The organism is Methylocapsa palsarum (assembly GCF_900114285.1).
Taxonomy (GTDB): domain Bacteria; phylum Pseudomonadota; class Alphaproteobacteria; order Rhizobiales; family Beijerinckiaceae; genus Methylocapsa; species Methylocapsa palsarum.
Map to the genome: position 1 here is coordinate 1 of NZ_FOSN01000023.1, position 23,958 is coordinate 23,958.

The following is a 23,958-nucleotide window of genomic DNA, read 5'->3' on the forward strand; positions in this document are numbered from 1 at the left end:
AGATAGCTGATGGCGGCGCGCGACTCCCGGCTGTTGGGGGCCGAGGAATATACCGGCTATAGCCTCATCATCATCGCCGCCGGCCTTGGCGTCGGCGGATGGGAGCTCTGGTATTTTCATCATGGCGAGATCAGCGCGATCATCATGCACGTCTCGCATTGGCAGATGATTTTCATTCACTCTTTCACCGGCCGCTTCGACGCCGCCGATCGTCAAGTTCTGGCGGCGAATCCGGACCGGGTGACATTTCCTCAGATCGTTCACCTCACCCGCGAAATCGGACGGTTTTTTCTCTTGCCCGCGATGGGCTTTGTTTTCTTGCAGGCCGCGCTGTGCGTCTGGCGCGCAGCGCCAGCGCGTTACGCGCGAAAACTCGATCTTGACGGGCTGATCAAGGAACAAGCCAAGAGCTTCCGCGCCGGCGCCGCCTTTGTTGACCGGCGCCTGGCGTCTGTCGATGTCCGCAAGGGCGAGCCGCGTCCGGCGGACGCCGCGCTGCATGTCAACGAATGGATCGCCGCCTGGGCGATTGAAAAGAATGCGTTCAGCGAACGGAACGCGCGCGAGGAGCTGGCGCGGCAATTGGGCGATCCATGGCGCGGCGCATTGCGCGCCAAACCTCACGTGCGCTGCATATTGGCGGTGATCGCCCTCCATCATGCGCAAAAGCGCGCGGAGGCGGTCAGGCTTCTCGGCGATCTTTCGCAATCGCTTGCCGCCCGCCAAGGCGAGCCCGCCGCCGGGCCTGACGCGCCGCTACATTTTCCAGGGGGCGCCGTCAGCACCGCTGACGACGTGCTGAAGCAAATCGATATCGCCGCGCCAGTCACGCAAATCATAGGCAGGCACTTCTTCACGACTCCGGGTCTGATGTCCGCGCTGACCGCCGCGCGGCTGAAGGGTGGTGTGCTGGCGCCGGGTCAATTCCCATTTCTGAAGCTTGTGGATCGGCGGCTTTGGTATGCCCTCCATTCGCTCGGGTTTGAAGCGGAGGGGCGCAGTTCGCATCCCCATCCGGCGCAACGCATCGAGGCGATCGGAGCACGGGATCATTGGACCGCTGAGAGGATCGCAGGCGCGCCTCTACCCGCGCCGGCGATCGATTGCGCCGTCGCGGTCATCGCCGCAGCGACACCTCAGGAAGCGCAGACCGGCTGCACTTCAAAATGCAGCATCATCCCCATATCTTCATGCTCCACCAGGTGGCAATGATAGGGGTAACGCCCAGCGTAGCCTTTGGGAAAGTGCACCAATAACTCGACCAGCTCGTTCGATTGTATCCGTACGGTGTCGTGGCGGGTTATCTTATCAAAATCAAGCCTGCGATCGATCAGCGCGAAAATTGACTTGCCGGACGCGTCCTTTTCCAGTTTAAACCGCCGCGTGACGACAAAGTTTACGAGATGCATGTGGAAAGGATGCATATCCGGCATTCCATCAGCGAGATTGGCCTGATCGTTGCCGATATTCGCAACATACCACCGCTCGTAGGATCCCTCGCGCGGGCGGATGATAGTGCGGCCTACGGACGGATTGTGCCGGTAGAGGTGTGCGTATTTGTAGATTGGCGGGTAACCAGCCGGATTGACGTTCTCCGTGGAAAGGGACCACATAGGATCGCCCTTCCGCTGCGCGTGCGGTTGATTGGGGTCCTCCGGCTCGAAGAAAAAGGCTTGTGAGACCTCATAGGGGACGCCAATCGCTGGCGCCCCCTCCTGCATCGGATTGGTAAGCTTGGCGTCGAACGGTACGACGAACGCGGCTGGGTCTCCCTCCGGCGCCGTCGAGGGCCGCAGCTCCCAGATCTGCGTGTCGCGCCACGGTCCGCCTGTAATGGGATTCACTGGCTCCGCATCCGCCTTCCCGGACGTATCATTCATCATCAGAACGAAGCGGTTCTGTGCGATGGGCGTGCTTGCTGGCGTACGCGCTAGCGCCGGCTTACTGGCGTCCCAGTGGAAGCTATCGTCGTTCGCGTAGCTGAGCAGGATCTTGTTCAGCGTTGCGCCATCGAGCGGAATAGGCGCGGAATCTTGCGCCATCGCCGGCATGCCGGGATCCGCCGCTCCATGCGTATGCGCGGTTGCGATGATTCGCAATTGGAGCACATTGGCGAGCGGCAATTTAGCGTGCGGCCCATCTGGCTCTTGCGTGAAACCAATTGCCTCGAGCGCTTCTGCCGTCCCTGGCGCGAAAACGGAATTCGCATCGGTCTGGAAGATAGGCTCATGTTCGGGATCGACAGGGTCGAGCCCCGCGAGAGCCAGATTGACGAGATTGAGCGAGGACAAAATCATCGGATCAAACTGAGTAAGATCAACCAGCACGTCGAGACGTTCGCCCGGCGCAAGCAGGAGATAGTCATTCGCCGCGAGCGGTTCGGAGCGACTGAAGAGACCGCCATCATTACCAATCACGGTTAGGAGGTCGCCGTACCAAATTTTCCCTGCAACCCTTCCATCGGGGTCAGCAAGCGTCAGCGCATAGCTGCGCGCATTCGAGCCGTTAAGGATTCGAAGACGATACACCTTCGGGTTGGCGTGCACATGCGGCCACGGCCGGCCGTTGACGAAGATCGTATCTCCGAGGAATTCAGGACGTTTGAATTTGCGCTTTCCGGTAGTGGAGTCGGTCTCGAGCGGGACGCCTTTACTGTAATCGATCCCCGCGCCGTCGGCGTTCAGGCAGCGGTCCTGAATGACGAGCGGCAACTCTTGCGTTTCGTCGCCGATGAGGTGAAAAATCTCGGCGTCCGATTCGTCGCGCACGAGGTAGAGACCCGCTAGACCTGCGTGCACCTGAACGGCGGTATTGTCCATTCCATGGTCGTGAAACCACAGCATCGCGGCGCGTTGGTCGTTGGGGTAAAAATATGTGCGATGCGCCGGCATTTGGAAAGGATTGCTATCGAAGCTCGCCGGGCTTAGCGGCCAGCCATCGGAACTAGGCAGGACCTTGCCGCCATGCAGATGCGTGACCACCCCAACTGGGTAGTTCATCGATTTGAACTGGTCGATGTCATTAAACAGATCCATAGGTAGCGGGTGGATCGGAGGAACGCTCAGTGAGCGAGCGTCACCCAGTTTTTCGGCGGGCATCGACCCAAGCTTGTTAATCCAGACGACCTTGAGAGGGCGCCCTCGCGTCACATTAATGACGGGGCCGAGGTAATTTTCAAGCGTCACGGCGCGCCCCTGCGGCGAGCCGCTTCGAATATAGCACCACGCATTTGGCTCCGCCGGCGCCGAGACCGCGTCGGTAAATTTGACGCTGCGTGACTCTGCTGTGATGATGATTTCTCCCCACCCGCCGCTCTGTCCTGTGCTGACGATGTCGAGCGCGCCAAGAGGCAGATGATTGTCGAATGTAATCCGCATAGAATTCCCCCTTAAAGAGACGCGATTGTGTTTGCGCTTAATGGCAGCCTCTCTTAAGCTCATGTTGTGACAGTTTTCCTAGCCCGGCAAGCCTTAATCGCCATTGCCAAATATGTGCGCATTATAGCAGCCCCACAGTAGTGGCCCTGACGCAAGCTCGCAGGCGCCGCGTAAAACTTTGACCTAGGATCCTCTGCGCCGGATCAGCCAACGAAAGTAGGGTTGAAAACATCGGCGCCGAATCCGTTTTGGTGTTCGCGCGGCCTGGCGCGAGGTTCAGACTTAGAGGCAATAAGAGGGCCGCGGTCAGTGACCAAGATAGTCAACGAAGCCAATTTCCCCAACGATAAGGCGCAACCGATCCAGATCCGGCTGGAGCTGCATGTTCACGCAGTTCATGACGCGAGAGCGGGCTTAGGCGCCAATGATGGACCGCGCCTGGGCGGAGCGGCGCCAGGAACGGGCGGGTCCAGCCAAAGCGCGACAGGCGTCATGGCGAGAATCGCAGTCACGGCGCTTGCGGTTTGCGCCATCGGCTTCGCCTACAAAGTCGGCGGGATGAGCCCTGCGCCGCCTCCGCCCTCCGCCGCCACGAGTCTGTCGCAACCTTCCGGCGCGCTGCTCGCCAATGATCAACATCATTTCCCGGCGCCCGCGGCGCAGGCTGAATTGCTGAAAGACCTCCAGGGGCCGCCGCAAATCACCCCGCCGCCTGGAGCGCCGCCGGCTCAGACTTTGTCTGGCCCCGTAAGGTTCGGCCTCAATTAGCGTGCCTCGCCGGCGCCTTGGGAGGCCATGATGATTCGACGCGAGATCGTCGGTCCGCAGGACCGGTTCGAGCGCACGGGCGCGGAGCATCTGCGCGACACAAGGCCTCTTTCGACGCGCCTTTGGGCCGCGCTGATGAGCGAAGCGTCGGGGATCGTTTTGTCCTGCGGCGCCATAGTGATGTTCGTCGAACCGGCTCTGGTCGACGTCATCACGCCGGGGTCGATTGTTTACACGGCTCTCGTCCTGACGCGCCGCGTGACGCTCCCGCTGCGTCTGCCGCAAAGCGCGAGGATGAAGGATTACAATTATCCCGAGCCCTCCTCGCGGCGGCCGCGGATGGCCGCCGGAACGATTTATTTGGGGCGCGACCTCGCCCGTCAGGAATTATGGATTTCATCGGAGGATGCGCGCCAGCACGCCACCGTCCCCGGCACGACCGGCGCCGGCAAGACGACCGCCATCGTCAGCTTTCTCGCCAACGCGCTTTGTCATGGCAGCGGCTTCGTGCTGGTCGACGGCAAGGCGGACAATAAGCTTTATGGCGAGGTCTGCGCCCTGGCCCGGCGCTTCGGACGCATCGACGACGTCCTTTGCCTGAATTTGCTCGTCGCCAGCGGGACCAGGGAAAGCAATACGTTCAACCCCTTCGGCACAGGCAACGCCGATGCGATCCGCGAACTTCTGGCGAGCCAGCTCGGCGAGCAGGGTCAAAGCGACTCGAACGGCGTGTTCCGCGATCGCGCCGTCGCGTTGATCGGGACCATCACGCCAGCGCTGGTTTGGCTGCGCGACAATAAAGGCATTCCTCTCAACATCGACGTCATTCGCTTCTCGATCGAGCTTCGCTGGATCTGGAAGCTGGCGATGGAGAAGATCTGCATTGTGCGGGATCCCGACACCGGGAAAGAAGAGCCGGTCAGCGTCGAGAACGAAATTCCAGAGGATATTCTCTGGCCGCTCAAAGCCTATCTCGGCGAGTTGCCGGGCTATGATCCCTCGCTGCCGCTTGACAAGCAGAAGGGGGATGAGCCGAGCAAACAGCATGGTTTCGCCCAGTTTTATTTCACAGCGACCTTCACCCAGCTCGCCGTCAGCCTCGCGCATATTTTTCGCGTTGAGCAGGGCGACATCGATATGAGGGACATCGTCCTCAACCGGCGTATTCTGGTGGTCAACCTTCCGGCCCTGGAAAACTCCGACGCGACGCTCGCCGCCCTCGGCAAGCTGGTCGTGTCCGCACTGCGGGGAATGATGGCGCAGATGCTCGGATCGCGCCTCGAGGGCGACTATTGCGAGATCGTCGCCAACAAACCTGGCATGGGCGTCGCGCCGTTTCACGTCGTGCTGGACGAGGTCGCCTATTACGCCGCAAGCGGCATGGACCGCATGCTGGCGATGGGCCGAGGCTTGAACATCATGTTCTGGCTCGGTTTTCAGGAAGTGTCGGGGATTTGGGCGCGGATCGGCGAGAAGACCCAATCACTCCTGGGCAACGCCAATTTGACCGTCGCCATGCGCCAGCAGGATGCGGACCGGACCCGCCGCTGGCTTCAGGAAACTGCCGGGGACACCTATGTGACGCAAGCTACGAGCTATCAGGGCGGCGGCGCTGGCGAATACGCCGAAGCGCGGCACGCCGAGGTGCGTGAGGTGTCCCGCGTCGATTGGACCGACCTGCAGAGGCTGATCGAAGGCGAGGCGATCATTCTGTTCGGCGGGCGCCGCATCTACGCCAAGCTGTTTCATGCGGAGCTCGATGTGTCCGGCCCGTTGCGACTCAATCGGCCTGTCGCCCTTCCAGTGCCGGACGCCGCGGCGATCAAAGCCGTGTCGGCGCGGGTGGACCGCTTAATTGATGCGATCGAAAAGGGGCTCGCGGGGGCAGGGGCGCGGGCGGCTCGTTCGCCGACATTGGGCGCGATGATCGACGCTTTTTCAGCGGCGGCCGCGGCTGGCGGAAATGCAGAAACATGCATCGCCGCCGCCATTAAAGCTGCGGGGGACGCCCCGTTTGAACGGCTCTCAGAGCCGGGCGCTCCCGTTACGCCGTTTACGGAATTGCTCGAATCCGGCGTCGGCGGGACGCCTGGCCCGGGCGAGGATAGCGAGATTGTTTCCGGATCGGTCGATATCGAGGGTCTTTCGAGGATCATCGAGATCGAGAGGGCGTCGGGCGCATCGGCGCAAGCCGCTCGGGAAACAAGCCTCTCGCTTTTAGGCCGCCGCAACAAGCTGCTGCGGATGCTCGAACCCAGGCTCGACGAGCCAACAAGCAAAACGGAATTGCTGAGCCAAATCGAAGAGCTGAGCGCCGCCGTTGCTAAGGAGACGCCGGACAATAACCGAAACGATTTGGCGACCGGCGGGAGAGTGGATTCGCCTGCGACGTCGAGATCGCCCAACCGCTAATATGAAGCAGTTATTCACGGCCGTCTCCTAAGGCCGCCGCCGAACCGGAACTCGCGGGCGAGAGCAAAGGTCCAACGAACAAAGCGGCGAGGGTTTCGCGATGATTTTGTCCGGCGCGGCGCTGCTGGTGCTCTTTGCCTTCGTCACGATTTGCGGCGCGTGTTGGCGCAAATCGTGCGGGACCGGCACGCTACGGTCGCGTGCGCTACCGCCGATAACGAGAATCGCTCCTTGCACGCTTTTAGTCAGGGCGCTGGGCGGCCGCTAACGTATCCGTGCCCAAGTGCGCCTGCCGAAGCCCCTCGATGGCGAGCGGGGCGCTAGGTGGGGACGGCGGGCCCCCCCTCGACAGGATGTTTGGCAAGCGATTGGCGTGCTTTGCCACCGCAAGACCTTCGACCCGGCCGCTGTCATCGATGTCAATGACCGAAGCCGTACGCTCGAGCCTCGCAGGGAACGCGACGGTTGGGTCAATTTCATTTTGCCGAAGCCAGGCTACCACTGCTCAGGATTCCCGCCAGCCACGCCTTTTCACGGTAAAACTCTACGAATTGCTCTTCTTGGCCGGCGTCGACGAGCAACGCTGGGTCCGGCTTTAGGATTTGATGAAGTCGCGGACGCCGGTCTCAGTTGCGCCAGTAACGGCCGCCCGAAATTGAGCAGCGACCGCCAGAGCAACTGGCCATCATTCATGTTTGACGCTGGCGTTAGGGATCGGACTGGATAAGGTCGTGACTGACCCTTGCGTATGGAACGGAACATTGCCAACCAAAGCTTCACCTTCCGAATATGCGTCGATCAATTGGTCATATGAATAACAAGGGTCGTTCTTAAACTTCAGAATGGCCGTGGTTAAATGCCGCCAACCGCTCCGTGTTGCGTCGGCCTTTCCTCCAATATCGAATCCGCTCATCACACCAAATGAGAGCGCGGCGATAAAGGAAAAAATCTTCGTCTTGCGGGTCCCTAACTCATTAGTGAACGTGGAAACTACGAGAGCAGACACCATCCCCGTTAAGCCAAGCAAAACTTGAAAAACACGATCAAAGTTTGCGATGCGCCACCAATCCTGCAGGTGCTGTTCAATCTCCGGCGGAATCTTTCGGACAATCGGGACTGAAGCAGCGGCGCAATGACCAGCACCTTGCTCCAGAGCTGACGCTGACACTACGCCGCATAGCCAAAGTATGCTCAGCGAAAGCAGAAAAATCTTGGCCTTCACTTCAACCACCCCAATGTGCGCCGTTCAGTCGGATCTCAAATCAAATGTGAAGTTTCAGGTGGGGCGTGCGAGCGTGGTCAAGAATAACTGCTCGGCAATCGATTGCAAAGTTTCAGAAGCCCCCTTTTTTTCCAAGTCGAAAGCCGCCAGCCATCCTGTCGCGGTCAAGGCTCGTCTCTCATCACGAGCTCTTCCGATCTAGGCTTACACTTGCGGCGACGGCAATCGGCGGGGCCGCTCGACGGTCGCCGGATCGTCAGGTTCTATCCCTGCACCGCCGTCGCTCGAATTAGGCAGCTTGGCGCCTTTGAGATTATTGAAATGTTCGACGGCGGCCTTGGATGCATCTTGCAAGGTAGACGCGCAGCGCTGGAGCAAATCCTCGATGATCTCGCGGTTGCGGACGAGATAGTCGCGCAGGACCGCCAATTCGACGGTCGTGCGTATCGTCTCCGCGACGTCCGGGTACTTTAAGACCGCCGTCTCAATGCAATTGTGCGAGGACAGGCCTCCATCGACGGTGGCTTCTTTGTTTTTGCGCGCCTTGACAACCAAATCGATGGCCAGAGCTTTATATGGCTTTGCTGACGTGTCTTCCGCGACGCGGTTCCAAAGGTCGGCGTCGGTGATCGGGGTGACGTCGCCAAGCGCCTGACGGCGCTTAACGGCGGCGTTGACGGCCGCCTTCGAAATCATCGTGTGGGTCTGCCCGGTCGCGCGGCTTTCTCCCGTATAGGTCTTGAACGCGGTGGCGCTCGACGTGCCGCGCGGCAGCGCGTTGATGTGCTCGCCGTTGGTGCTCATGCCTTGCGCCGCGTCGATGGTGAAGGCGCGCCCGAACCCCAGAAGGAGGCGGCCGGTTTTTCTGTCCGCCACCCGCCGCCATTCCACTTCGGCGACTTGGCCTCGGTCGTTTCGGAGCACAAGGCCTGCCGCCGATTGTCCGAGAACTTCGACAATGTCGCCGTTATTGCCGATCGATCCGAGACGGCCGTCGAACAAGGCCATTGTTTTACGATAGAGGCGGAGCTTGTCGCCTGCCGCGATCGGCAGGTCGAAAAGCTCAGCCTTTTCACCCCTGTAGAAAACCGCCTTGTTCAGCGTCTCATCCGCGCCGATCTGGCCGCGTTCCTTCAGCTGCACGCGGATTGCTTTGCTGATGTCGGCGGCTTCCGCATTCGTCAGCGTCGTCACGGTGACGCCTAAGTGCGGATCGATTGCCTGCAGGGCGTCCGCTCGCGAAATATAAAGGTCGGCGATTGCGTTGACGACCTGATCATAATCGCCCTCAACGAGTTTCGCGGTTCCGTCATCGCGCTTCAGAGCGAACGCCTCCGCCGCGTTTCCGTCTCGGAAAAGCGCGGCGATTTCACGATGATGCGAATCCTTCTGTCGCAGCGCCGTCAGAATTTCAGGCTGGGCGAAGTGAGGCAAGACGCGGCGCAAGAGCTCGATCGTGTCGCCTGCCTCGATGGATTGAACCTGCTCGCGGTCGCCCAGCAGCTTGATCGTCATTCCTGTTTCGGCCTGGACCTGCAGCAGTTTCAGCATGGACCGGGGGCCGATCTGGCTGACTTCGTCGACGACGAGGACGGTTTTGGAGGTTGCGATGAATTCGCCCGTCTCGATCCGATCCAGCAGGGTCTGCAGGGCATAGGTCTCGTTGATTCCGGGCTCCCTGAGGGCGTCGGCCTGCCGCCAGGCCTGGGACATGCCCACGACATTATGTCCCGTCGCCTGCCAGGCGCGGACAAGCGGCGTCAAAAGGGTTGTTTTGCCGGCGCCGGCGACGCCGGTGAGCAAAGAAAGCTTGCCGCCGCGGCCAAGGGCGTAGATCGCCGCTTGTTGTTCTTGCGTGAACTTGACGCCCGGGTCGCACCGCATGGCGTCGTCCATGGCGCGCTTGATCTGGCTGACCGACAGGACATCCGACATGTCGGCCGCCGCTTGACGGGCTTTGGCGGAAAGACTCTTCTCAATCTGGATTTGTTCGGCGTGCGTGACTTTTAGCTTGCCGCCCATCATCCCCTTGATGAGATCGACGCGGACGCCGAATCGTTCGACGCCGCGCTCTTCGAGAAGGGCGACGACGGCGTCGACGTCCTTGCGGCCGCCATCCACCCCGGCGGCGATCAATCCGCGTGCGGCGTGAACCCGCAATTTGTCGTCATCGACGACGGCCGCCGTCACGAATTCTTTGGCAAGGCTGCGCGCGGCGCAGTCGTAGGCCGCGTTGCGGCGGTCGTTCTCGGAAAGAATCGGTTGGCTGGCCAAGTTGAGGACAGTTTCGTGCCGCCATCCGATGCCAGCTGCCTGAGCGCGCCAAACCTCGCGTGCGTCCTCTTTGGTTTTGCCAAGCCGCCCAGCGGCGCTGGCCTCGTGCAGAAGTTGCTTTTTGCGCTCGAAGCTCAGGTCATCCCAATCGATGTTGTTCTCGCGCGCATATCTCTTGGCGTCGCCAATGACCTGGCGATCCCTTTTGCTGAAGAGGGCGACCGCCGCGTCCGGAATGTCGGGCAAGACGACGGCCTGTTCCTCGTCATCATAGCCGGTCCGGGCGCCGAGCTTCCTCAGCCGGCCAGCGAGCTGGGCCTGGAAATAGGCGCCATATTCATGAACTTTGTCGGCGGTGAGCGCGCGGGCGTCGATGGAACCGACGCGTCCGTCTAGAGTCACGACCAGGTTCGGGATGAAATTGTGCATATGGTAGTGGGGGTCACCGGCGGTCGGAGCCTCCGTAAGGTAGGTTCCGCCGTCCGGCCCATCTTGAACGGCAAGGGTCGGGCGGGCGGCGTCATGGCAAAACGTCACCCATCCAATTTCTCCGTGGTCGGAGCCTTTTTCGCCAGCATGACCTTTCCGCGCCCAGGCAAGATCGTAGGCGGCGTATCTCAAGGCCTCGTCGTTGGCCTCGATCAGGGCGGTCCGGATGGCGGCGGCTTCGGACGGCGTCGCCGCGAACTCGGCGGCGAGCGAGACGGATTTGTGCGGAGAGAAAACGAAGTCGAAGCCGGAGACCTTGCGCTGATGCGTCGACCAGGCCTCGCCGTCGCTCGCGCGGCGCGCCTCAAACAATCGGTCGAGCGCGGCGTCCTTTGGCGGCGTTCGAGGATCGATCCCGAGCGCCGCCGCGACTGAAGCAGGCATATCCGGGCGCCAGCTCGCCCGTTCGTCCCGTCCCGTGTAATAGGCGGTCAGCTTTTCGCCGCTCTCGAGCGCGCGGCCGGCAAGGCCGATGGGCCCGTCCTCGTCGGCCGGCTCAGGAGCGTCCTGCGTCATGTATTTTCGGACGTGCTCGCCCTCGCACGCCGCGGCGACCTTGCCGAAATTCAGCACGGATGCGCGGTCCCCTCGACGTCGGAGGCCGGCGTCCGCGCATCGAGCGCCATCACCACTTCGAGGATTTTCTTCGAAAGATCGATCTGGATCGTCTGCTGCTGAAGCAGGCGGCCGAAAAGCTCGATCAGCGGCGAGGATTCCTTGTCCTCGCGGCTTTGCGTGAGCAGCTGGATCAGCCTCCTGACTGACGCGTCGAGGATCGCCATCTGATCCTGCAGGGCGTGGCCGTTGACCAGAAGAGCAGCGAGGGAAGACTCGATGCTGTCCTTGCGTTCGACGAGGTCGGTATCGGCGGGCATGAAATATCTCCTCATCTGCGTGGGTTACGACTCCCGTGCAGATGAGGCTGCCAGCGGGGCGCGCGAACGCCAAACCCGTTTTTTTCAAAGCGCATGTCGGATTGAACGAAAGCCGCGGCTCCCCTTTTCGGAGACCGATGGCGCGCCCTCCCAGAGCCGAGATTGCAGGCAATGCCTCGCAGGCTCCGAGCACATTGATCCGGCGCCTCCGCCGACTCTACCTCTTCTTGCGGTGTCTTCCCTCCCCGCGCGGAGCGCGAGCGCCGCAGGCTTTGGGCCCGCGCGTAGCAAGCGGCCCCGCACTAATGGTGCATTGGTCCATGTCGCTAACTTTTTGATTTTTTGCTGTCTCCTTCCCGGCCACTATGTGGAGCCAAGCCGGCCACCAGATGGCGACGCGATGGCCACTACCTGACGTCCCCGACGATACAGCTCGCACGCGTAATGTGCGGCGGAGAAAGCCACAGGGAGACGCCGCGCGCGAACGCGAAAAAAACATTTGTGGACGGAGGAAAGACCGCGAGGCGTTCGCGCCGCCCGATGTTTAGGTGCTTGGGAACGGGCAGGACTTTTGATCCCGCCGCACGGAAGCCGGGAGCGGACATGAGAACAACGACGAAAGAGACGGCGTCATTACTTGAAACGATCCGTCGTCCGAAGTCTCGGTCGACGCTGTTTTGGTGGCTCCTCGACAATTACGAGAGCGTCGTCGAGAAGGCGGCGGGAAATCACATTTGCTGGGGGGAGCTCTGCGGACATTTTACGTCGCTCGGGTTGACCGATCAAAGGGGGCAACTCATCACGCCCGCCAATGCGAAAAGGACGTGGCAGCGGGTTAGAAAAGAGAAAGTCCGCGCCGACGCGCAGCGCGCGAAGGCGGAGGCTGAACGCGAGGCCAAGGCCGCGGCGCGCAAAGTGTTTCCCTCTCATTTCAGAAAAGAGTGGCGGCCAGAAGCCGCGTCCGCTCATCGATCCCCAGCAGCGCCATCGGCCCAGCTGCCGACCCTGATTATGGAGCAAACCGCGAAGAAAAAACCATGGGAGGAAGAAGGGCTGACAGATGAACAGAGAGAGCATGTGAAGAGTCAATATGAAGCGATCTATGAAGACTTTGCATTCAAGGATCAGCATTCCAATCCACGTCGAATTGTGAGGAAATAACGCATATGCAAGACGAACACATGGATGATCGTCGCCCTCTTCTGCTGATCGTCGTCGGCCGGCAGAGAGTTGGGAAAACATCATTTTTGAATACGACGACGCAGTTTATGCGGTCCAGAGGCGCAAGCTTTGAAGTTTGGGACGCCGACAAGCTGAATACAACCTACAATATGTCTCTGTTCTGTGACGACGCCAAGCAACCTCCTTCCGCCGATCCTGAAGATGTCAAGGAGTGGCTGGATGCCCGGTGCGGCGACCTTGTCGAGCGCGGCATAGACGCTGTTCTGGACATCGGCGGCGGCGACACGCCGTTAGGGCGGCTGGTCCAAGACATGCCATTCGTGGCCACGCTGGAAAGAGAATGCGCGCGCGTTGTTTTGGTTCATGTGGTTGGCCCGGAACTGGCCGATCTCGACTATCTCGCCAGGTTTTCCGAAGGCGGGCTTCTCGCGGCTGATGCGACGCTCATTGTTCTGAATACGGGTTTGATTCTAACAGGTAGATCGACGGAGGCCGCCTTCGCGCAGGTCATGGAGGACTCGAGCGTTGGGGCGGCAGTCATGAGGGGAGCACGCGTCATCACGATGCCGCGGCTCAGTTGCATGTCGCAAGTCACGGATCGCGAATTGACGTTTGATGAGGCGATGAGCGGGCGATCCAAGAATGGGGGGCGGCCCCTGTCGATGTTTGATAAGGCGCGCGTTCGCATTTGGTGGGAGGAGCATCTTCCGGCGATGTATGTTCGCATCCCGCCTCTTTGGTTGCCAAAGATGCGGGCCGATGAGCCTCTTGAAGGAGCCTCGCTGTTTAATGAAGAAAAGAAGCGCGCAAAGGCGTCGCCCGCCGCGGGAATAGCGTGAGCGCCGCGCATATGTTGAACGAAACGAGAGCCACGAGGATGCGAGGATGCGAGGATGCGAGGATATGACGGACGCTGCGAACGATAGATTGACGGCGGTATGGGGCGGATGCGGCGAGTTGGATAGGGAAATCAAAGCAGTCGAGGAGGCCGCGAAAGATTGGGGCGTCCACGCGGACCAGTTGGAAGGCCGGTTTGTTTCCGCCTTGCTTGCGGCGATCAGGGCGGCGGGGCAAACGAACATAGCGGCGATCAATGATTTTGCGAAACTGGTTCAAACGTCAAAAGACGCCTCCGATGCGGACTGCAAGAAGCTTGCGGATCTGTTGGCGGGGGCAAAAGATGTGACCGCGGGCGCCCGGGAGGCGGTAAGACTTTCGAAAATGGCGCAAGACCAGACCATCTTCGAGACAGACAAAGCCGTCTCCCGAGTAGCGGAAAACATGGCGGTGCAACTGCTTTCGAAATCTCAAAAGTGGCTGGTCCTAAAACAAACGGAATACAATCGGAAGTTCGCATGGCGCATGGGGTTTACGATCGCAGGCGTGGCTCTTTTTCTCATTAGCTCCGGTTATCAGGCGCGGGTATGGCAGGATGCGCCCGCCAGAGAAGCCTTCGCAAGATGCGCGGATAATGCGATTTGGGTGCAGATCGGCGCGGCCGCGAGGCCCCAGCCGGCGTGCAGATTAGAGGACCTGACTCCGCGCGACATCGCGGATCTACCGAATTCGGCGGCAAACTGGTTTACAGGTCTGTTCTGGTGACAAAGGGCCGCGACCGCGCCGGTGACGTGCCTTGATTTGGGATCGAAAAAAGCCGGATTTTCCAAGTGTATTACAGGTAGCGTGGCCGTCGCCTCGGGCAGGATTCTTTCCAGTGAGAAGCTGAGCAGCTCACAGCGGCGTCCCGGTCGGGACGCCGCCGATTGCAAACTTTTCAGAACGGGACGTTATCGTCCACGAGCTCCGCCGCGCGACCGGCCGGTTTCTCGCTCGACGCATCCGGCTTGCCGTCGGCCTTCACCAGGCGATCGATCCGCTCACACGCGAGGGTCACCTGATAAACTCGCTGGCCGTCTTTTTCATAGCTGTTCTGGCCGAGCGCGCCGTCGGTGTAGACGAGGTCTCCGACGCTGATGTTCCGTCTAACGTAGCCCTGAGTGGCGTCATTGAAGATTGTGATTTCGTTCCAGTTTGATTTGTCGAGCCAATCGCCGCGCGCGTCTTTGCGGGAATAGGTTGAAGCGATGCTGACTCGAAGCGTGGAGCCGACGTCCTTGATGGCTCCGACGCGGCCGATGATCTTGAATTCTGCGATATGGCTCATGATGCTAACTCCTGTTTCAAAGCGCCTCGGGATTTCCGGTTCATCCGGTGTGTCCCCCTCGGTGCGGCTGAAAAAATCCGAACCATGAACCGGGCCTGCACCCGAAGGGCCGCAGCGCAGTGGAGGACGGTGGAAGACGGCTATTTTGGCGCGCGAGGAATTCGGCCAAAGGCCGAAGGGGAAAATTGTTGTCTGGAGCCGTTGCCGGGCCGGTTGGCGCGGATTAGGCCGCACAGAACCGAGGGGCGCGCCGGAATGGACTGCGAACGCTGAGGCTCTTTCATGAGACAGCCGTGTGAGATCTGGGAATCTGCTGAATTCCATCATCGACGCGCCCGGAATGAACAGGAATGCGGCTCGGCGCCTAAGGCTCAGAGACGCACGCCTTGCCGGAACATCAAAGTGCGCATAGTGCGCCTCAACGATCGGCACCCAAAAGGAGCGGGATCTGTATTCGAAGAGCTTGATTGAATTTTGCGTTCGCGCCGTTCTCGCCTCGGCTGATCTCCTCGCCGAAATAGGCGTTTCAAGAAAAGGGGATGAAAGATGCTGAGAATTTCGACTGGCGGCGGCGCTCTAGGCGCGGGGGCGATCATGTGGTTTGCGGCGGCGCAGCCAGCGGATGCAATCCGTCCCGATGCGGCGTTGACGCCAGGGGCAGTGGAGGACGTCGATCCGGCGGTGATGTGTCAGGTGGGGTACTCGGCGAGCATCCGGCACTACGATTGGAAGCTGCGCAATCGGGTCTTCGAATCCTATCATTTGTTCAATGTGGACCGGCGTGATTTTGAATTGGATCACCTTGTCCCAATCTCGATTGGGGGCGCCCCCAACGATCCGAAGAACCTATGGCCTCAAAGCCGGCTGACGGAGCCGTGGACCGCGGAGGTCAAAGACGCCCTCGAAGACGTTTTGCATCGCGAGGTCTGCGCTGGGCAGGTCCCATTGAAGGAAGCACAGGATGCGATCCGCACCGATTGGATCGCAGCGTACAAAAAATATGTCGGTGACGAACCGGAGCGGTTTGTGGCTCACGAGCGATTTTAGCGCGGCGGCGAGTTCGCGTCAGGACGCATCACCAGCGGGGGAGACCCGCAGGCTCCGGGCCGCTCTTTGGCGGACTTGAAGACAGAGGTTTCGCCGAAAATGCGTCCGAATTTGCAGACGCTTGATCGCGCAACGGTCGTCCGAAATGCGACGGCGCTGCAACTGGCGATCTTGCAGGCTCCGCCTGGTTTGCATTTCGAGAGGGAGGAGGAGCTGGGGCTACCCGCGCTTGAGAACCGTAAGAACCCAACCCAGGCGTTTCTCGAATTGAACGCTTGCGCAGGGAGGCCGGCGCAAGGCGATGTCACCGATCGGAGGTTTGATCGGACGTTGCCCGATCATCCTGATCGGCGTTAGGGGTGAGATCGAGGCCTTCGTAGAGTTCGGCGAGGGGAAACTCGACGCCGATTTCAGGCATCGCGAGGACGGCCTCGTTGAGAAGAACGTGTACGTTCCAGTCTCCATCTGCGCGGACATAAGCCGTCGCCGCTATCCGGTCTTGCTCCAGCATGACGTAGCGCTGAACGGAAGGGGTGGCTTGATATTCGCGGGCCTTGATCGTGCGGTCCGTGCTGGCTGTGATTGGGCTGAGCACTTCAAAAATGACGACGGGGTCATTGATGATAATAGCGTCATTTGCGACCGGTGAGCAGACGACGAAGCCGTCTGGGTAGCGGCTGCTGCCCGCGACTTCGATTTTCAGATCGCTTCCTACGAATTTACAGGGTTTGCCGCGCAATCGGCCGCCGATTGCGAGCGCGAGGTTTCTTTGGATAGCGGCGTGAGCGAATGTGCCGCCCGCCATCGCGACCGGAGTTTCGCCATCAAATTCGTAGCGCAGCTCTTGCCGGGCTTCCCATTCCAGGAATTCGGCGAGGGTCATGGTTTTACGGACGGCCAAGTTCATGGCCACAAGTCTAGCATAGGACTTCATGATTTTCTCCGGGGAATTTAGTTGGGGCTTGAGCGGGCAGGTAAGTTATGACTGCGTCGCGCCGCGAGTCCTTGCGGTTGTTTCGGTTTTCAGAGGATCAAAAAGGAAGGCGGGAACCCGGAGGTTCCCGCCAAGGAGCGTCAGCTTTGGAAGGCGCTCAATTCGGCCGCGGCGGAGCGCCGTTCGACCGTTGCGGGCCCCTCGGCTTGAGCTTCGTAGGCTTTCCAGTCTTCGCCGGTGATTTCCTTGTAGGCGGTAAGGGCGCCTTCGGCCGCGGCGAGGAGGGCGTAGGCCTGCAAGGCCATTTCGGCGGCGAATTGACGGGTCCGGTCGGCTTTGCTGTCGAACCCGACGGGCGCGTCCCGGTCCTCGTCCCGATGTTCGTTGGCGAGTCTCGCCGTTGCATCCTTGGCCTCCGTCACCTTCTGGGAATAGAAGCGCCCGGCTCCCAGAGCGGAAGAGACAAGGGCTCCGGTGATGCGCTGGAAATGCATCATGGTCGCCCGTTCGTTGAGGGACTCGTCGAAGGCGTTCCAGGCCTGGCGGAGCACGCTTTCGTGGGTTTCTCGGATACCTTGGAAATCAGGCAGAGGGAGAGCGAACGCCGCCGCGACTTTTTCCGCGACCATTTCGTTCGGGCATAGGAGCCGGGCCGCCTCGATGGTGAGGGCGGCGCGAGAGGTCTTGGAGCCCTTGGCGGAAGCGGTTTTCGCTGAACGTTTGAAAGCCATGATCGTAATCCTTTTTGGAGCGCCGGGGGCCGCTGGCCCCTGCCAGCGCGTTCCCCTCGGTGCGGCCGAAAAGCCGGGCCATGAACCGGGCTTGCACCCTCGACTGCCGCCTCGTGGCGGCAGCGTGGGCCGCAGAAAAGCGGAGGACGGCGGAGGGGCGGCCATTTTGTTTCGCGATGCAAAGAGGGCCGGGCCTGACTCAAAAGAACCCGGCGCTTGCGTCGGGCCCGAAAGACCTGCCCGGCCTCGGCGGAAAATAGCCGCCCCTCCGCCGTTGCTGGCCCGGTTGGCCCGGCTAAGCCGCACGAAACCGAGGGAATGCGCTGGCGGGGGAAAAGGCGGTCAGGCCCCTCCGAAAACGAAGACCACGTGGACATGCGGAGAAGCCCCGCGAACCCGCATTGCTCAGGATCGGACGACCTCATCGCGTTCACAGATGCGCGCCTCTCCAAACCCGGGACGAGGGCGCGAAAGGGCGCGCACGTTCGGTTTCTGATTTTGATTTCCGGCTCCCGAGCACGAGAAATGCGTAACGTCGATGAAATAGGATGAGGTCCCGGAAAAACGTGCGATGTGCGCGCCGCGCCAGTGACGCCATCTCACGTTTGGGCCTGGCGTCCGCGTTCAGAAAAGAAAACGTAGGACCTAAAGCGACGGCCTTCGCCGTGGAGCATCCGGAGTGACGGCGGGCTGAGACCAAAACGAAGCTTCTCAAAATTTCTTACCGCCAGCGAAAAAATGAGTTTCGCATTCGCGCCGTCGCCGCTGACGATCAAAACCTTCGTTGCAAGGAGGTTTGGTTTTGCGAACGCTTTTACGATCCCTTCACGGCGGGGGGAGAGCAAAGAGGAATAGGAAGCCGCTGGCCGCTCTCCGGCGAGAGCGAAGGCGTCTGTTCAGTACGGCGCTCCTTTTCGGCGGGTCTCTCTGCGCAATTTCTGGTTTCGTATTTGCTCAATCAAGTCCGCAGGTCGTCATCCCAAGCGGCGTCCCATCGCATGTCGTGCCAAAATATAGCGAGCCGTATGCGCCCGATTTCAACTTCAGCGGCGGCAGCCTCAGTGGAGGCGGGGGAATTGGCGGCGGTGATGGTTCAGGGGAGATCATTGTCGGCGCCGGGAACGACAGCGGCGACTATCCAGGGACAGGCAGCGGCGTCCCGGGCGCCACGCTCGCCACGAATTATGATGGTTTGATTGGTCAAGAAGTAGGCAGCGGTCAATGCGTCGCGCTGGTTCAGACTACCTCAAATGTTGGCCTCACCTCGACCTGGAGCCCTGGCGATCTCGTGCAGGGCAATACTAACCTCGCTCCGGGAACTGTCATCGCCACATTTGGCTCTGATGGAAACTATGCCAATACGCCCGGGCAGAGTCATGCGGCTATCTATCTTGGACAAAATAGCAACGGGATCGTCGTCGAAGATCAGTGGCTCAATCAGGCGGTGCATGTCAGAACCATTCCATGGACGACAGACAACTCTTACGAATCAGGAAGTAAATTCTATGTTGTGTCTCACTAGACGTTTGTTGATCTGCCTGACTTGCGCGTTCCCCTACGCGGCGCACGCCGTTGAGCCGTGCAAGACTGGGTTGGTTGGGATCACGCTCATCGCAGGATCATACAATCCTCCGTACACAATAGAGCCAGATATTCAGTCCATTAACCCGGGCGGAAAGTTCCCTGACAATCTGATCGAGCTGGGCTGGAGCAATCTTCGCAAAGCTGAACGTCCGCTCCGCCTCATTTGCCGTTACGCTGGAGGGAAGAAGGACGAGCTGCTTTTGCCAACGACCACGGACAAGTGTTTTCTGAGGCCAGGACTGACCGCGACATGCGATTAAACGAAAGTGCGCCAGTGACCACACCGCACTGCGGCAGTAACTCAGCACGTTTATTTTGAACGCTGGCCCACGGATATTTTTGCTGTTGCTGCGTGTCATAGGCGATGAGAAATGCGCCGCGGGTCATAGGGCGTTCTCCGGGATCATGGCCTTTTCCGGATTCACCAGGAAACACAATGCGCTGTTGCGGCTTTCCGACAACGCGCGGAATCCGTTCGGGGCGCGTTGTCCTTCATCGAGGCGGACGTACACGCGGTAGCAGTGCGGTTGCGCCGCCAATTCGTCGGCGAATTCCTTGACGGCGCGCTTGACGCCGTCAAGCGTTGTTTCGTCGAACCGTCTGCTTGGGGTCGAGCCACAGTTGAGTTTGAAGCACTCGGATCTGACGCCGTCACGAACCTTAATCTCGTCAATTTTTGTTGTTCTGATCGTACCTGTCGGCATATCGCAGTCTCTCGCGAAAAAACGCGGAACGCGCTCAGGTGAAGCTTGTTTTGGCGCATCACGCAAGGGCAGTCAATGCAAGGCTTGAGGCATGGTGCGGATGTCTGAGTTGCCGCGTGTTCCCGCCTCTTGATTTCGACGTGGCGCGAACCAATACGACGCCGCGACGCCTTTGGATGATCTGAGGCGATGCATCATGCATGGTTGCGTTTCAGGTGTGTGGATGGCAAGGGAGGGCTTTGCAAGAAAGCCTTAAGTTTTTTCAGAAAAATGTTTTTCGTTCGCGCCGTCATCCGGGAGCCTGACGTCGATGGAAGCGTATATCCGCTTCCCAGCCGGCTGGAGGTTTTATGAGCAAGATGCGCCAGAGTTTGTCGCAAAGTGTCGCATTTCGCGGAACGATGCGTGACTGCGCAAAATTGGCGGGATCATTTGCGTCGATCGTTTCAGGCGCGCTCCTGGTGGGAGGCCTGGTTGCTGGGGCTGGCCTGGCCATTCTTGGGTTGAGCGGCCTGACTCCTATTAAAGGGGCGATGCTGGCGCGCCTTAACGAGAGAGAGCCCCCAACGTTTCAGAGGCTTGCGGTCATTCGGGACCTGGAGGCGGGGAAAGTGGTCGAGGCGGGATCGGCGTCGCAGGGCGACAATGCAAAGCTCGCGTCGCTTATTCCGCGCAGCGCCGCCGACATTATTCTGGCGCGGCGGTAGGTACAGACGTCAGGCATATCCGACTATGCGGCTGCTCCGCTCTACAGGCCCTGATCGTCATGCAAGATCAAAACACGGGCTGCCTGCCATTTTTTGTGAGTCGATTTTCTCGCGAGGCGGCAACGGTTCCATTGACGAAGGATTCGACGATCCAGGGCTCGCGACAAATCGGCTGGCCGCGAAGCCGCCGCCGTAGGAATTGTCACCTCCTAGTCTACGCTGACGAGCGTAATATTGGCGGATCATGCTGGAGAGCCTTCTGCACGTTGCGCCGTGGAACGCCTTCGATGGGCCTTGGGGGATATTTCGATTTCCCCGATCTCATCGCCGTCATCGTCGAGGAGCACGCAGAAGGTGCGCGAGCAAACGACATCCTCCGCTTCGATGTGCTGCGTTTGGCCATCAGGCAGCTGGACCGTGTCGTCATCATTGTCGAGAGCGGCGTGGCGCACCTCGATAAGGGTCGCGGCGCTCTCAGCAGGGGTTGACGCTTCGACGGTGAATTCTCCGCTGTCGCTGAGCACCAATTCTTCGACCAGAAGAATGCGGAATTTGGGCAGTGAATCGTCCTCTGTTGCCCCGGCCGAGACGGCGATGGGGCTGGTCGCGAGCCGTTCGAATTTGTTGATTTCCAGGCGGACCCGGCTAAGGCGAGAGCCGAAGCGTCGCCGCTTTTGCTTTGCCTGAAGACGCACCGACTCGACGCCGCTTTCGATCGTTTGCCGGGGGAATTGTTTTTGTGCTGCTTTGGGGGCGGCGGCAGTTTCGCGGGCGAGAACGATGTCCGTATTGATCCGCAACGCGACGGCTCTATGCGGGGCCATGCTGATCATCAATGCGTCGTGGTCCATGGGTCGTCATCCTTTTCCATAGGCTGATCTTTGGACGCCGCGGGTTTAGGATTTGACCGGGGAATTGAAAGGCCGAGTTGAAGCCCGCGGCGGAACGCGTCGACGAGTAGGCATTCAACCTGTTTCGCCGGGTCCGAACTGTTCAGAAGGTCGGCGGCGAGACCTTCCGCTACTCTGTTGATATCGATCATCGCTGCGCTCCTTCGGTTTGGCAGTCCGCCGCTTCAATCGACGAGTTGAAGCGGCGGAGATTATTCCCATTTATCAACCTGGGGACAACCAGTTGTCGCCGTTGGATTCGAGGTTATTGTGATCCGGCGCGTGGCCAAAGGCTTCATCGGCGCCGCCTTCGAATGGATTCCATTGTTGCGGATTGAGTGGGTGTTTCGGATTCAACGCGGCCGCTGTAGCGCCCGGTGCCGACGACCTTTTCCCGATCGTAGTCCTCCCCAAGAATATCGTCGCTGGACGCGACGCCGTCAGCGGTCGCGGCGTCCAGATCTTCATCTGCGCCGTCGTCCGTGCCCCAATCATGCCAGCGCGGCTTTGACTCGAACTTGAGCAACTCCGCTGCTGTCAGAGCGAATTTTGCTTCCGGGAGGACAAAGGCGCCCTCGCCAACCTGCTCGATGAAGGCGGCTCGGGTGTCCTTGGCTCGCTGGCGAGGTAAAACGCCGAGGCCGGCCGCGGCCTTTTCAATCGCGGCTTTTGACAGGCAGCTGAGGAAGTCTTCCGTTCCCGTGTTCGGGAGAATGAGCGTCAGCACCAATCGCATCCCCGGCGATGCGGGCGACGAGTCCGGAATCGTCGTAACCCGGCCTGCAGGAGTGGAAGCTGGCGAGCATTTCTCGCGCGGCCTGGCGAAGAGAATTGATATCCTTTGTCAGTTTGCCGTCTTCGGTGATGGTCTTGACGATCGCGCCGCGGGCGTCGCCCGAATAATCGCTCGTTTTCATGCTGACGTTGTCGGCGGCGAACGAGAGAACGAGAAGGCCGATCAACGCGGCGTCGTCGGCCGGGGTCTCCAGCAGGGCCCTGGAGAGAGCCTGGGTGCAGAATTCAGGAGCGACAAACGGATGGCCTCGATATAGTCCCTGGCGCGCGTCTTCCAGCCGTGCGCAAGAGCGCGATTCCCCTTGCGACGAAAATTAAGCGTGGCCGATTTGGGATGGTGCGATCCGGATGTTTCGGCCCGGCGTCGTCGTCATCGGCGTCCGGCTCGAAGACGACAGGTTTGTCGACGCCGCCGCCGAGCGTCAGGGCGCCGCTGCCTTTTAGAAACGTGCCGTCGAAAAGGCTGAGTTGGGAGTTTTGGCGGGTCATAGGAATCCTTCGAGGCGAGAGGAATCGCAGCCGAACGAAGATGCAGGCGCGCTGGGGAGCGGCCTGTTCGCGAGTGCGGTTGATGAGATCCGAGGGATGCGAGTTGAGAGCGCGCCTGTTTCGGCGCTCAGCCGTCAGGGCTTGCGGCCGGGGAGGCTTTATGCGGCCTCGGCGACCAACGCCTCCGCGTTGTCGTATTGGCCGGCGGGTCCGGTTTCATGTGTGCAGGGGGCAGGGCCGCCATTGCCGGCGGGGGCCGGCTTGGCCGGCGAAGGCCTTCAGGACGGCCTTCTGCTCGGGGGTAAGGTCGCGAGCCATGAGAGGGCTTCGGCTCAGGCGGCGAGGGCCTCGTCGGCAGGTGAACCGTCGCTTCGGTCGTCAGCCGCGCCGATCTGGTCGGGTTGCGCCAGCGCGTAGTGGGGATGGAAGCTCAGAATATAATCGGCGATCTTCTGGGCGTCGGCGGCCGCACGGAGGATTTCGCGCTTGTCTTCTTTCAGGATCTTGATCCAGGACTGAATATAGCTGGCGTGATTTGGTATAGCCGTCGGAATGCCGATTTCCGATCCGACATACATCGAGGAAATCTCGGCTCGAAGCTCCTCGCGCGAATAGGCGGATGAGCCAAACCGCCCGGTCAAATCACGGTTTAATCGGTGGGCCGCGCCGCTGGCGTGTGACAATTCATGCAGAGCGGTTACCGCCCAGTCTTCAGGACTGTGAAATGAAGCATCCGGCGGCAACTGGATGTGATCAGTTGCAGGACTGTAGAAGGCGCGATCGCCGCCAGTTCGCAGTGTTACGCCGCTCGCCTTCATGATCAGGTCGGCGTCCTCAATCCGCTTCTGCAAAGGCTTCGGCGCATTAGGCGTGATGAATTCGGGCACGCCGTCGATCTGGCTAGCATGAAACACCGTGAAGATCCGCAGCAGCGGCACGATTTTCAAGACGTCCTCGCCAGCCGGCGCGCTGCTGTCTTTGACCTCGAGCGGCTTGTAGAAATAGATCGTTGCGCCTTTCTCGCCTTTGCGCACCTGCCACCCGCGCTCGGAGGCCTGACGGTAGCTGCACCAGCGCGGATCGCCCGAGACGAAGGCGAGGGACGACATGCCGAGGACCAGCGTATTGACGCCGCGATAGCGACGTCCCGTGGCGGCGTTGACGGGGGTCGCCGAACCCGCGGATTTGTCGGGATCCCACGGCCTGCGCCAGGGCGCGGTTCCAGCCTCTAACGCGGCGACGACCGTGTCGGTCAACTCCTGATAATGATCACGGCGGCCGTCGGTGGTTTTGCTTTTGAACGTCTTCATTTGG

The 23,958-nt window shown here is 60.3% G+C and carries 23 protein-coding genes; 10 read left to right on the forward strand and 13 right to left on the reverse strand.

Annotation, left to right across the window (positions count from 1 at the left end; translation table 11 throughout):
* Window positions 1-9: 9 nt before the first annotated feature.
* Window positions 10-1,212: a secretion/conjugation apparatus DotM-related subunit gene (locus BM177_RS17130; protein WP_175492676.1), complete on the forward strand. Its 1,203-nt coding sequence runs from the start codon at window positions 10-12 to the stop codon at window positions 1,210-1,212.
* Here BM177_RS17130 and BM177_RS17135 read toward each other — a convergent pair.
* On the reverse strand, window positions 1,137-3,377 hold the full coding sequence (locus tag BM177_RS17135; protein WP_091686079.1) for a multicopper oxidase family protein: 2,241 nt from the start codon (window positions 3,375-3,377) through the stop codon (window positions 1,137-1,139). The two genes, BM177_RS17130 and BM177_RS17135, sit on opposite strands and share 76 nt — an antisense overlap.
* 309 nt (window positions 3,378-3,686) lie before the next feature.
* Here BM177_RS17135 and BM177_RS17140 point away from each other — a divergent pair, with 309 nt between their 5' ends.
* Window positions 3,687-4,145 (forward strand): hypothetical protein, encoded by a 459-nt coding sequence (locus BM177_RS17140; protein ID WP_091686082.1) that lies wholly within the window; start codon window positions 3,687-3,689, stop codon window positions 4,143-4,145.
* Between the two features lie 27 nt (window positions 4,146-4,172).
* Window positions 4,173-6,557: a type IV secretory system conjugative DNA transfer family protein gene (locus tag BM177_RS17145; protein WP_244532403.1), complete on the forward strand. Its 2,385-nt coding sequence runs from the start codon at window positions 4,173-4,175 to the stop codon at window positions 6,555-6,557.
* 685 nt (window positions 6,558-7,242) lie between these two features.
* Here BM177_RS17145 and BM177_RS17155 read toward each other — a convergent pair.
* From BM177_RS17155 to BM177_RS17170, 3 genes are all read right to left on the reverse strand, one after another.
* Window positions 7,243-7,788, reverse strand: a complete 546-nt coding sequence (locus BM177_RS17155; protein ID WP_091686087.1) for a hypothetical protein — start codon at window positions 7,786-7,788, stop codon at window positions 7,243-7,245.
* Between the two features lie 195 nt (window positions 7,789-7,983).
* Complete coding sequence (gene mobF / locus BM177_RS17165; protein ID WP_091686091.1) at window positions 7,984-11,115, reverse strand: MobF family relaxase; 3,132 nt, start codon at window positions 11,113-11,115, stop codon at window positions 7,984-7,986.
* Window positions 11,109-11,417: a hypothetical protein gene (locus BM177_RS17170; protein WP_091686093.1), complete on the reverse strand. Its 309-nt coding sequence runs from the start codon at window positions 11,415-11,417 to the stop codon at window positions 11,109-11,111. Before BM177_RS17170 ends, mobF begins: the two co-directional genes overlap by 7 nt.
* A 603-nt stretch (window positions 11,418-12,020) precedes the next feature.
* Here BM177_RS17170 and BM177_RS17180 point away from each other — a divergent pair.
* The 3 genes from BM177_RS17180 to BM177_RS17190 all read left to right on the forward strand — a co-directional run bounded on the left by BM177_RS17180 (window position 12,021) and on the right by BM177_RS17190 (window position 14,201).
* Window positions 12,021-12,578 carry a hypothetical protein gene (locus BM177_RS17180; protein ID WP_091686099.1) on the forward strand — a complete coding sequence of 186 codons (558 nt, stop codon included), beginning with the start codon at window positions 12,021-12,023 and terminating at the stop codon, window positions 12,576-12,578.
* Between the two features lie 5 nt (window positions 12,579-12,583).
* Complete coding sequence (locus tag BM177_RS17185; protein WP_091686102.1) at window positions 12,584-13,438, forward strand: hypothetical protein; 855 nt, start codon at window positions 12,584-12,586, stop codon at window positions 13,436-13,438.
* 205 nt (window positions 13,439-13,643) lie between these two features.
* Complete coding sequence (locus BM177_RS17190; RefSeq protein ID WP_175492677.1) at window positions 13,644-14,201, forward strand: hypothetical protein; 558 nt, start codon at window positions 13,644-13,646, stop codon at window positions 14,199-14,201.
* 172 nt (window positions 14,202-14,373) lie between these two features.
* On the opposite strand, the gene BM177_RS17195 is transcribed toward BM177_RS17190, so the two are convergent.
* The gene (locus tag BM177_RS17195) at window positions 14,374-14,763 is read right to left on the reverse strand and encodes a single-stranded DNA-binding protein (RefSeq protein WP_091686106.1); all 390 of its coding nucleotides are present in this window, start codon (window positions 14,761-14,763) and stop codon (window positions 14,374-14,376) included.
* 546 nt (window positions 14,764-15,309) lie between these two features.
* Between BM177_RS17195 and BM177_RS17200 the strand changes: the two genes are divergently transcribed.
* Window positions 15,310-15,810 carry an HNH endonuclease gene (locus BM177_RS17200; RefSeq protein WP_091686109.1) on the forward strand — a complete coding sequence of 167 codons (501 nt, stop codon included), beginning with the start codon at window positions 15,310-15,312 and terminating at the stop codon, window positions 15,808-15,810.
* Window positions 15,811-16,114: 304 nt separating this feature from the next.
* On the opposite strand, the gene BM177_RS17205 is transcribed toward BM177_RS17200, so the two are convergent.
* Both BM177_RS17205 and BM177_RS17210 read right to left on the reverse strand, forming a co-directional pair.
* Window positions 16,115-16,744 carry a Uma2 family endonuclease gene (locus BM177_RS17205; protein ID WP_244532404.1) on the reverse strand — a complete coding sequence of 210 codons (630 nt, stop codon included), beginning with the start codon at window positions 16,742-16,744 and terminating at the stop codon, window positions 16,115-16,117.
* 140 nt (window positions 16,745-16,884) lie between these two features.
* Window positions 16,885-17,475, reverse strand: a complete 591-nt coding sequence (locus BM177_RS17210) for a hypothetical protein (protein WP_175492678.1) — start codon at window positions 17,473-17,475, stop codon at window positions 16,885-16,887.
* 1,003 nt (window positions 17,476-18,478) lie between these two features.
* On the opposite strand from BM177_RS17210, the gene BM177_RS17225 reads away from it, so the two are divergent.
* Window positions 18,479-18,997, forward strand: coding sequence for a BPSL0067 family protein (locus tag BM177_RS17225; protein WP_091686121.1), 519 nt, complete (start codon window positions 18,479-18,481; stop codon window positions 18,995-18,997).
* A 221-nt stretch (window positions 18,998-19,218) separates the two neighbouring features.
* Here the strand turns inward: BM177_RS17225 and BM177_RS19665 are convergent, their stop codons facing one another.
* Both BM177_RS19665 and BM177_RS17235 read right to left on the reverse strand, forming a co-directional pair.
* The gene (locus BM177_RS19665) at window positions 19,219-19,446 is read right to left on the reverse strand and encodes a hypothetical protein (protein ID WP_139223702.1); all 228 of its coding nucleotides are present in this window, start codon (window positions 19,444-19,446) and stop codon (window positions 19,219-19,221) included.
* Window positions 19,443-19,763 carry a hypothetical protein gene (locus tag BM177_RS17235; protein WP_091686126.1) on the reverse strand — a complete coding sequence of 107 codons (321 nt, stop codon included), beginning with the start codon at window positions 19,761-19,763 and terminating at the stop codon, window positions 19,443-19,445. Before BM177_RS17235 ends, BM177_RS19665 begins: the two co-directional genes overlap by 4 nt.
* Window positions 19,764-20,113: 350 nt before the next feature.
* Here BM177_RS17235 and BM177_RS17240 point away from each other — a divergent pair, with 350 nt between their 5' ends.
* Window positions 20,114-20,470, forward strand: coding sequence for a hypothetical protein (locus BM177_RS17240; RefSeq protein WP_091686128.1), 357 nt, complete (start codon window positions 20,114-20,116; stop codon window positions 20,468-20,470).
* 242 nt (window positions 20,471-20,712) lie between these two features.
* On the opposite strand, the gene BM177_RS17245 is transcribed toward BM177_RS17240, so the two are convergent.
* From BM177_RS17245 to BM177_RS17255, 3 genes are all read right to left on the reverse strand, one after another.
* The gene (locus BM177_RS17245; protein WP_139223703.1) at window positions 20,713-21,321 is read right to left on the reverse strand and encodes a hypothetical protein; all 609 of its coding nucleotides are present in this window, start codon (window positions 21,319-21,321) and stop codon (window positions 20,713-20,715) included.
* Window positions 21,303-21,512 carry a hypothetical protein gene (locus BM177_RS17250; protein ID WP_091686134.1) on the reverse strand — a complete coding sequence of 70 codons (210 nt, stop codon included), beginning with the start codon at window positions 21,510-21,512 and terminating at the stop codon, window positions 21,303-21,305. The genes BM177_RS17245 and BM177_RS17250 overlap by 19 nt, the downstream gene beginning before the upstream one ends.
* Window positions 21,513-21,655: 143 nt before the next feature.
* Window positions 21,656-22,087, reverse strand: a complete 432-nt coding sequence (locus tag BM177_RS17255; RefSeq protein WP_091686136.1) for a hypothetical protein — start codon at window positions 22,085-22,087, stop codon at window positions 21,656-21,658.
* Here BM177_RS17255 and BM177_RS17260 point away from each other — a divergent pair.
* Complete coding sequence (locus tag BM177_RS17260) at window positions 22,074-22,412, forward strand: hypothetical protein (RefSeq protein ID WP_091686138.1); 339 nt, start codon at window positions 22,074-22,076, stop codon at window positions 22,410-22,412. The genes BM177_RS17255 and BM177_RS17260 overlap by 14 nt on opposite strands.
* A 564-nt stretch (window positions 22,413-22,976) precedes the next feature.
* Here the strand turns inward: BM177_RS17260 and BM177_RS17265 are convergent.
* On the reverse strand, window positions 22,977-23,954 hold the full coding sequence (locus tag BM177_RS17265) for an ArdC family protein (RefSeq protein WP_091686141.1): 978 nt from the start codon (window positions 23,952-23,954) through the stop codon (window positions 22,977-22,979).
* Window positions 23,955-23,958 lie beyond the last annotated feature (4 nt).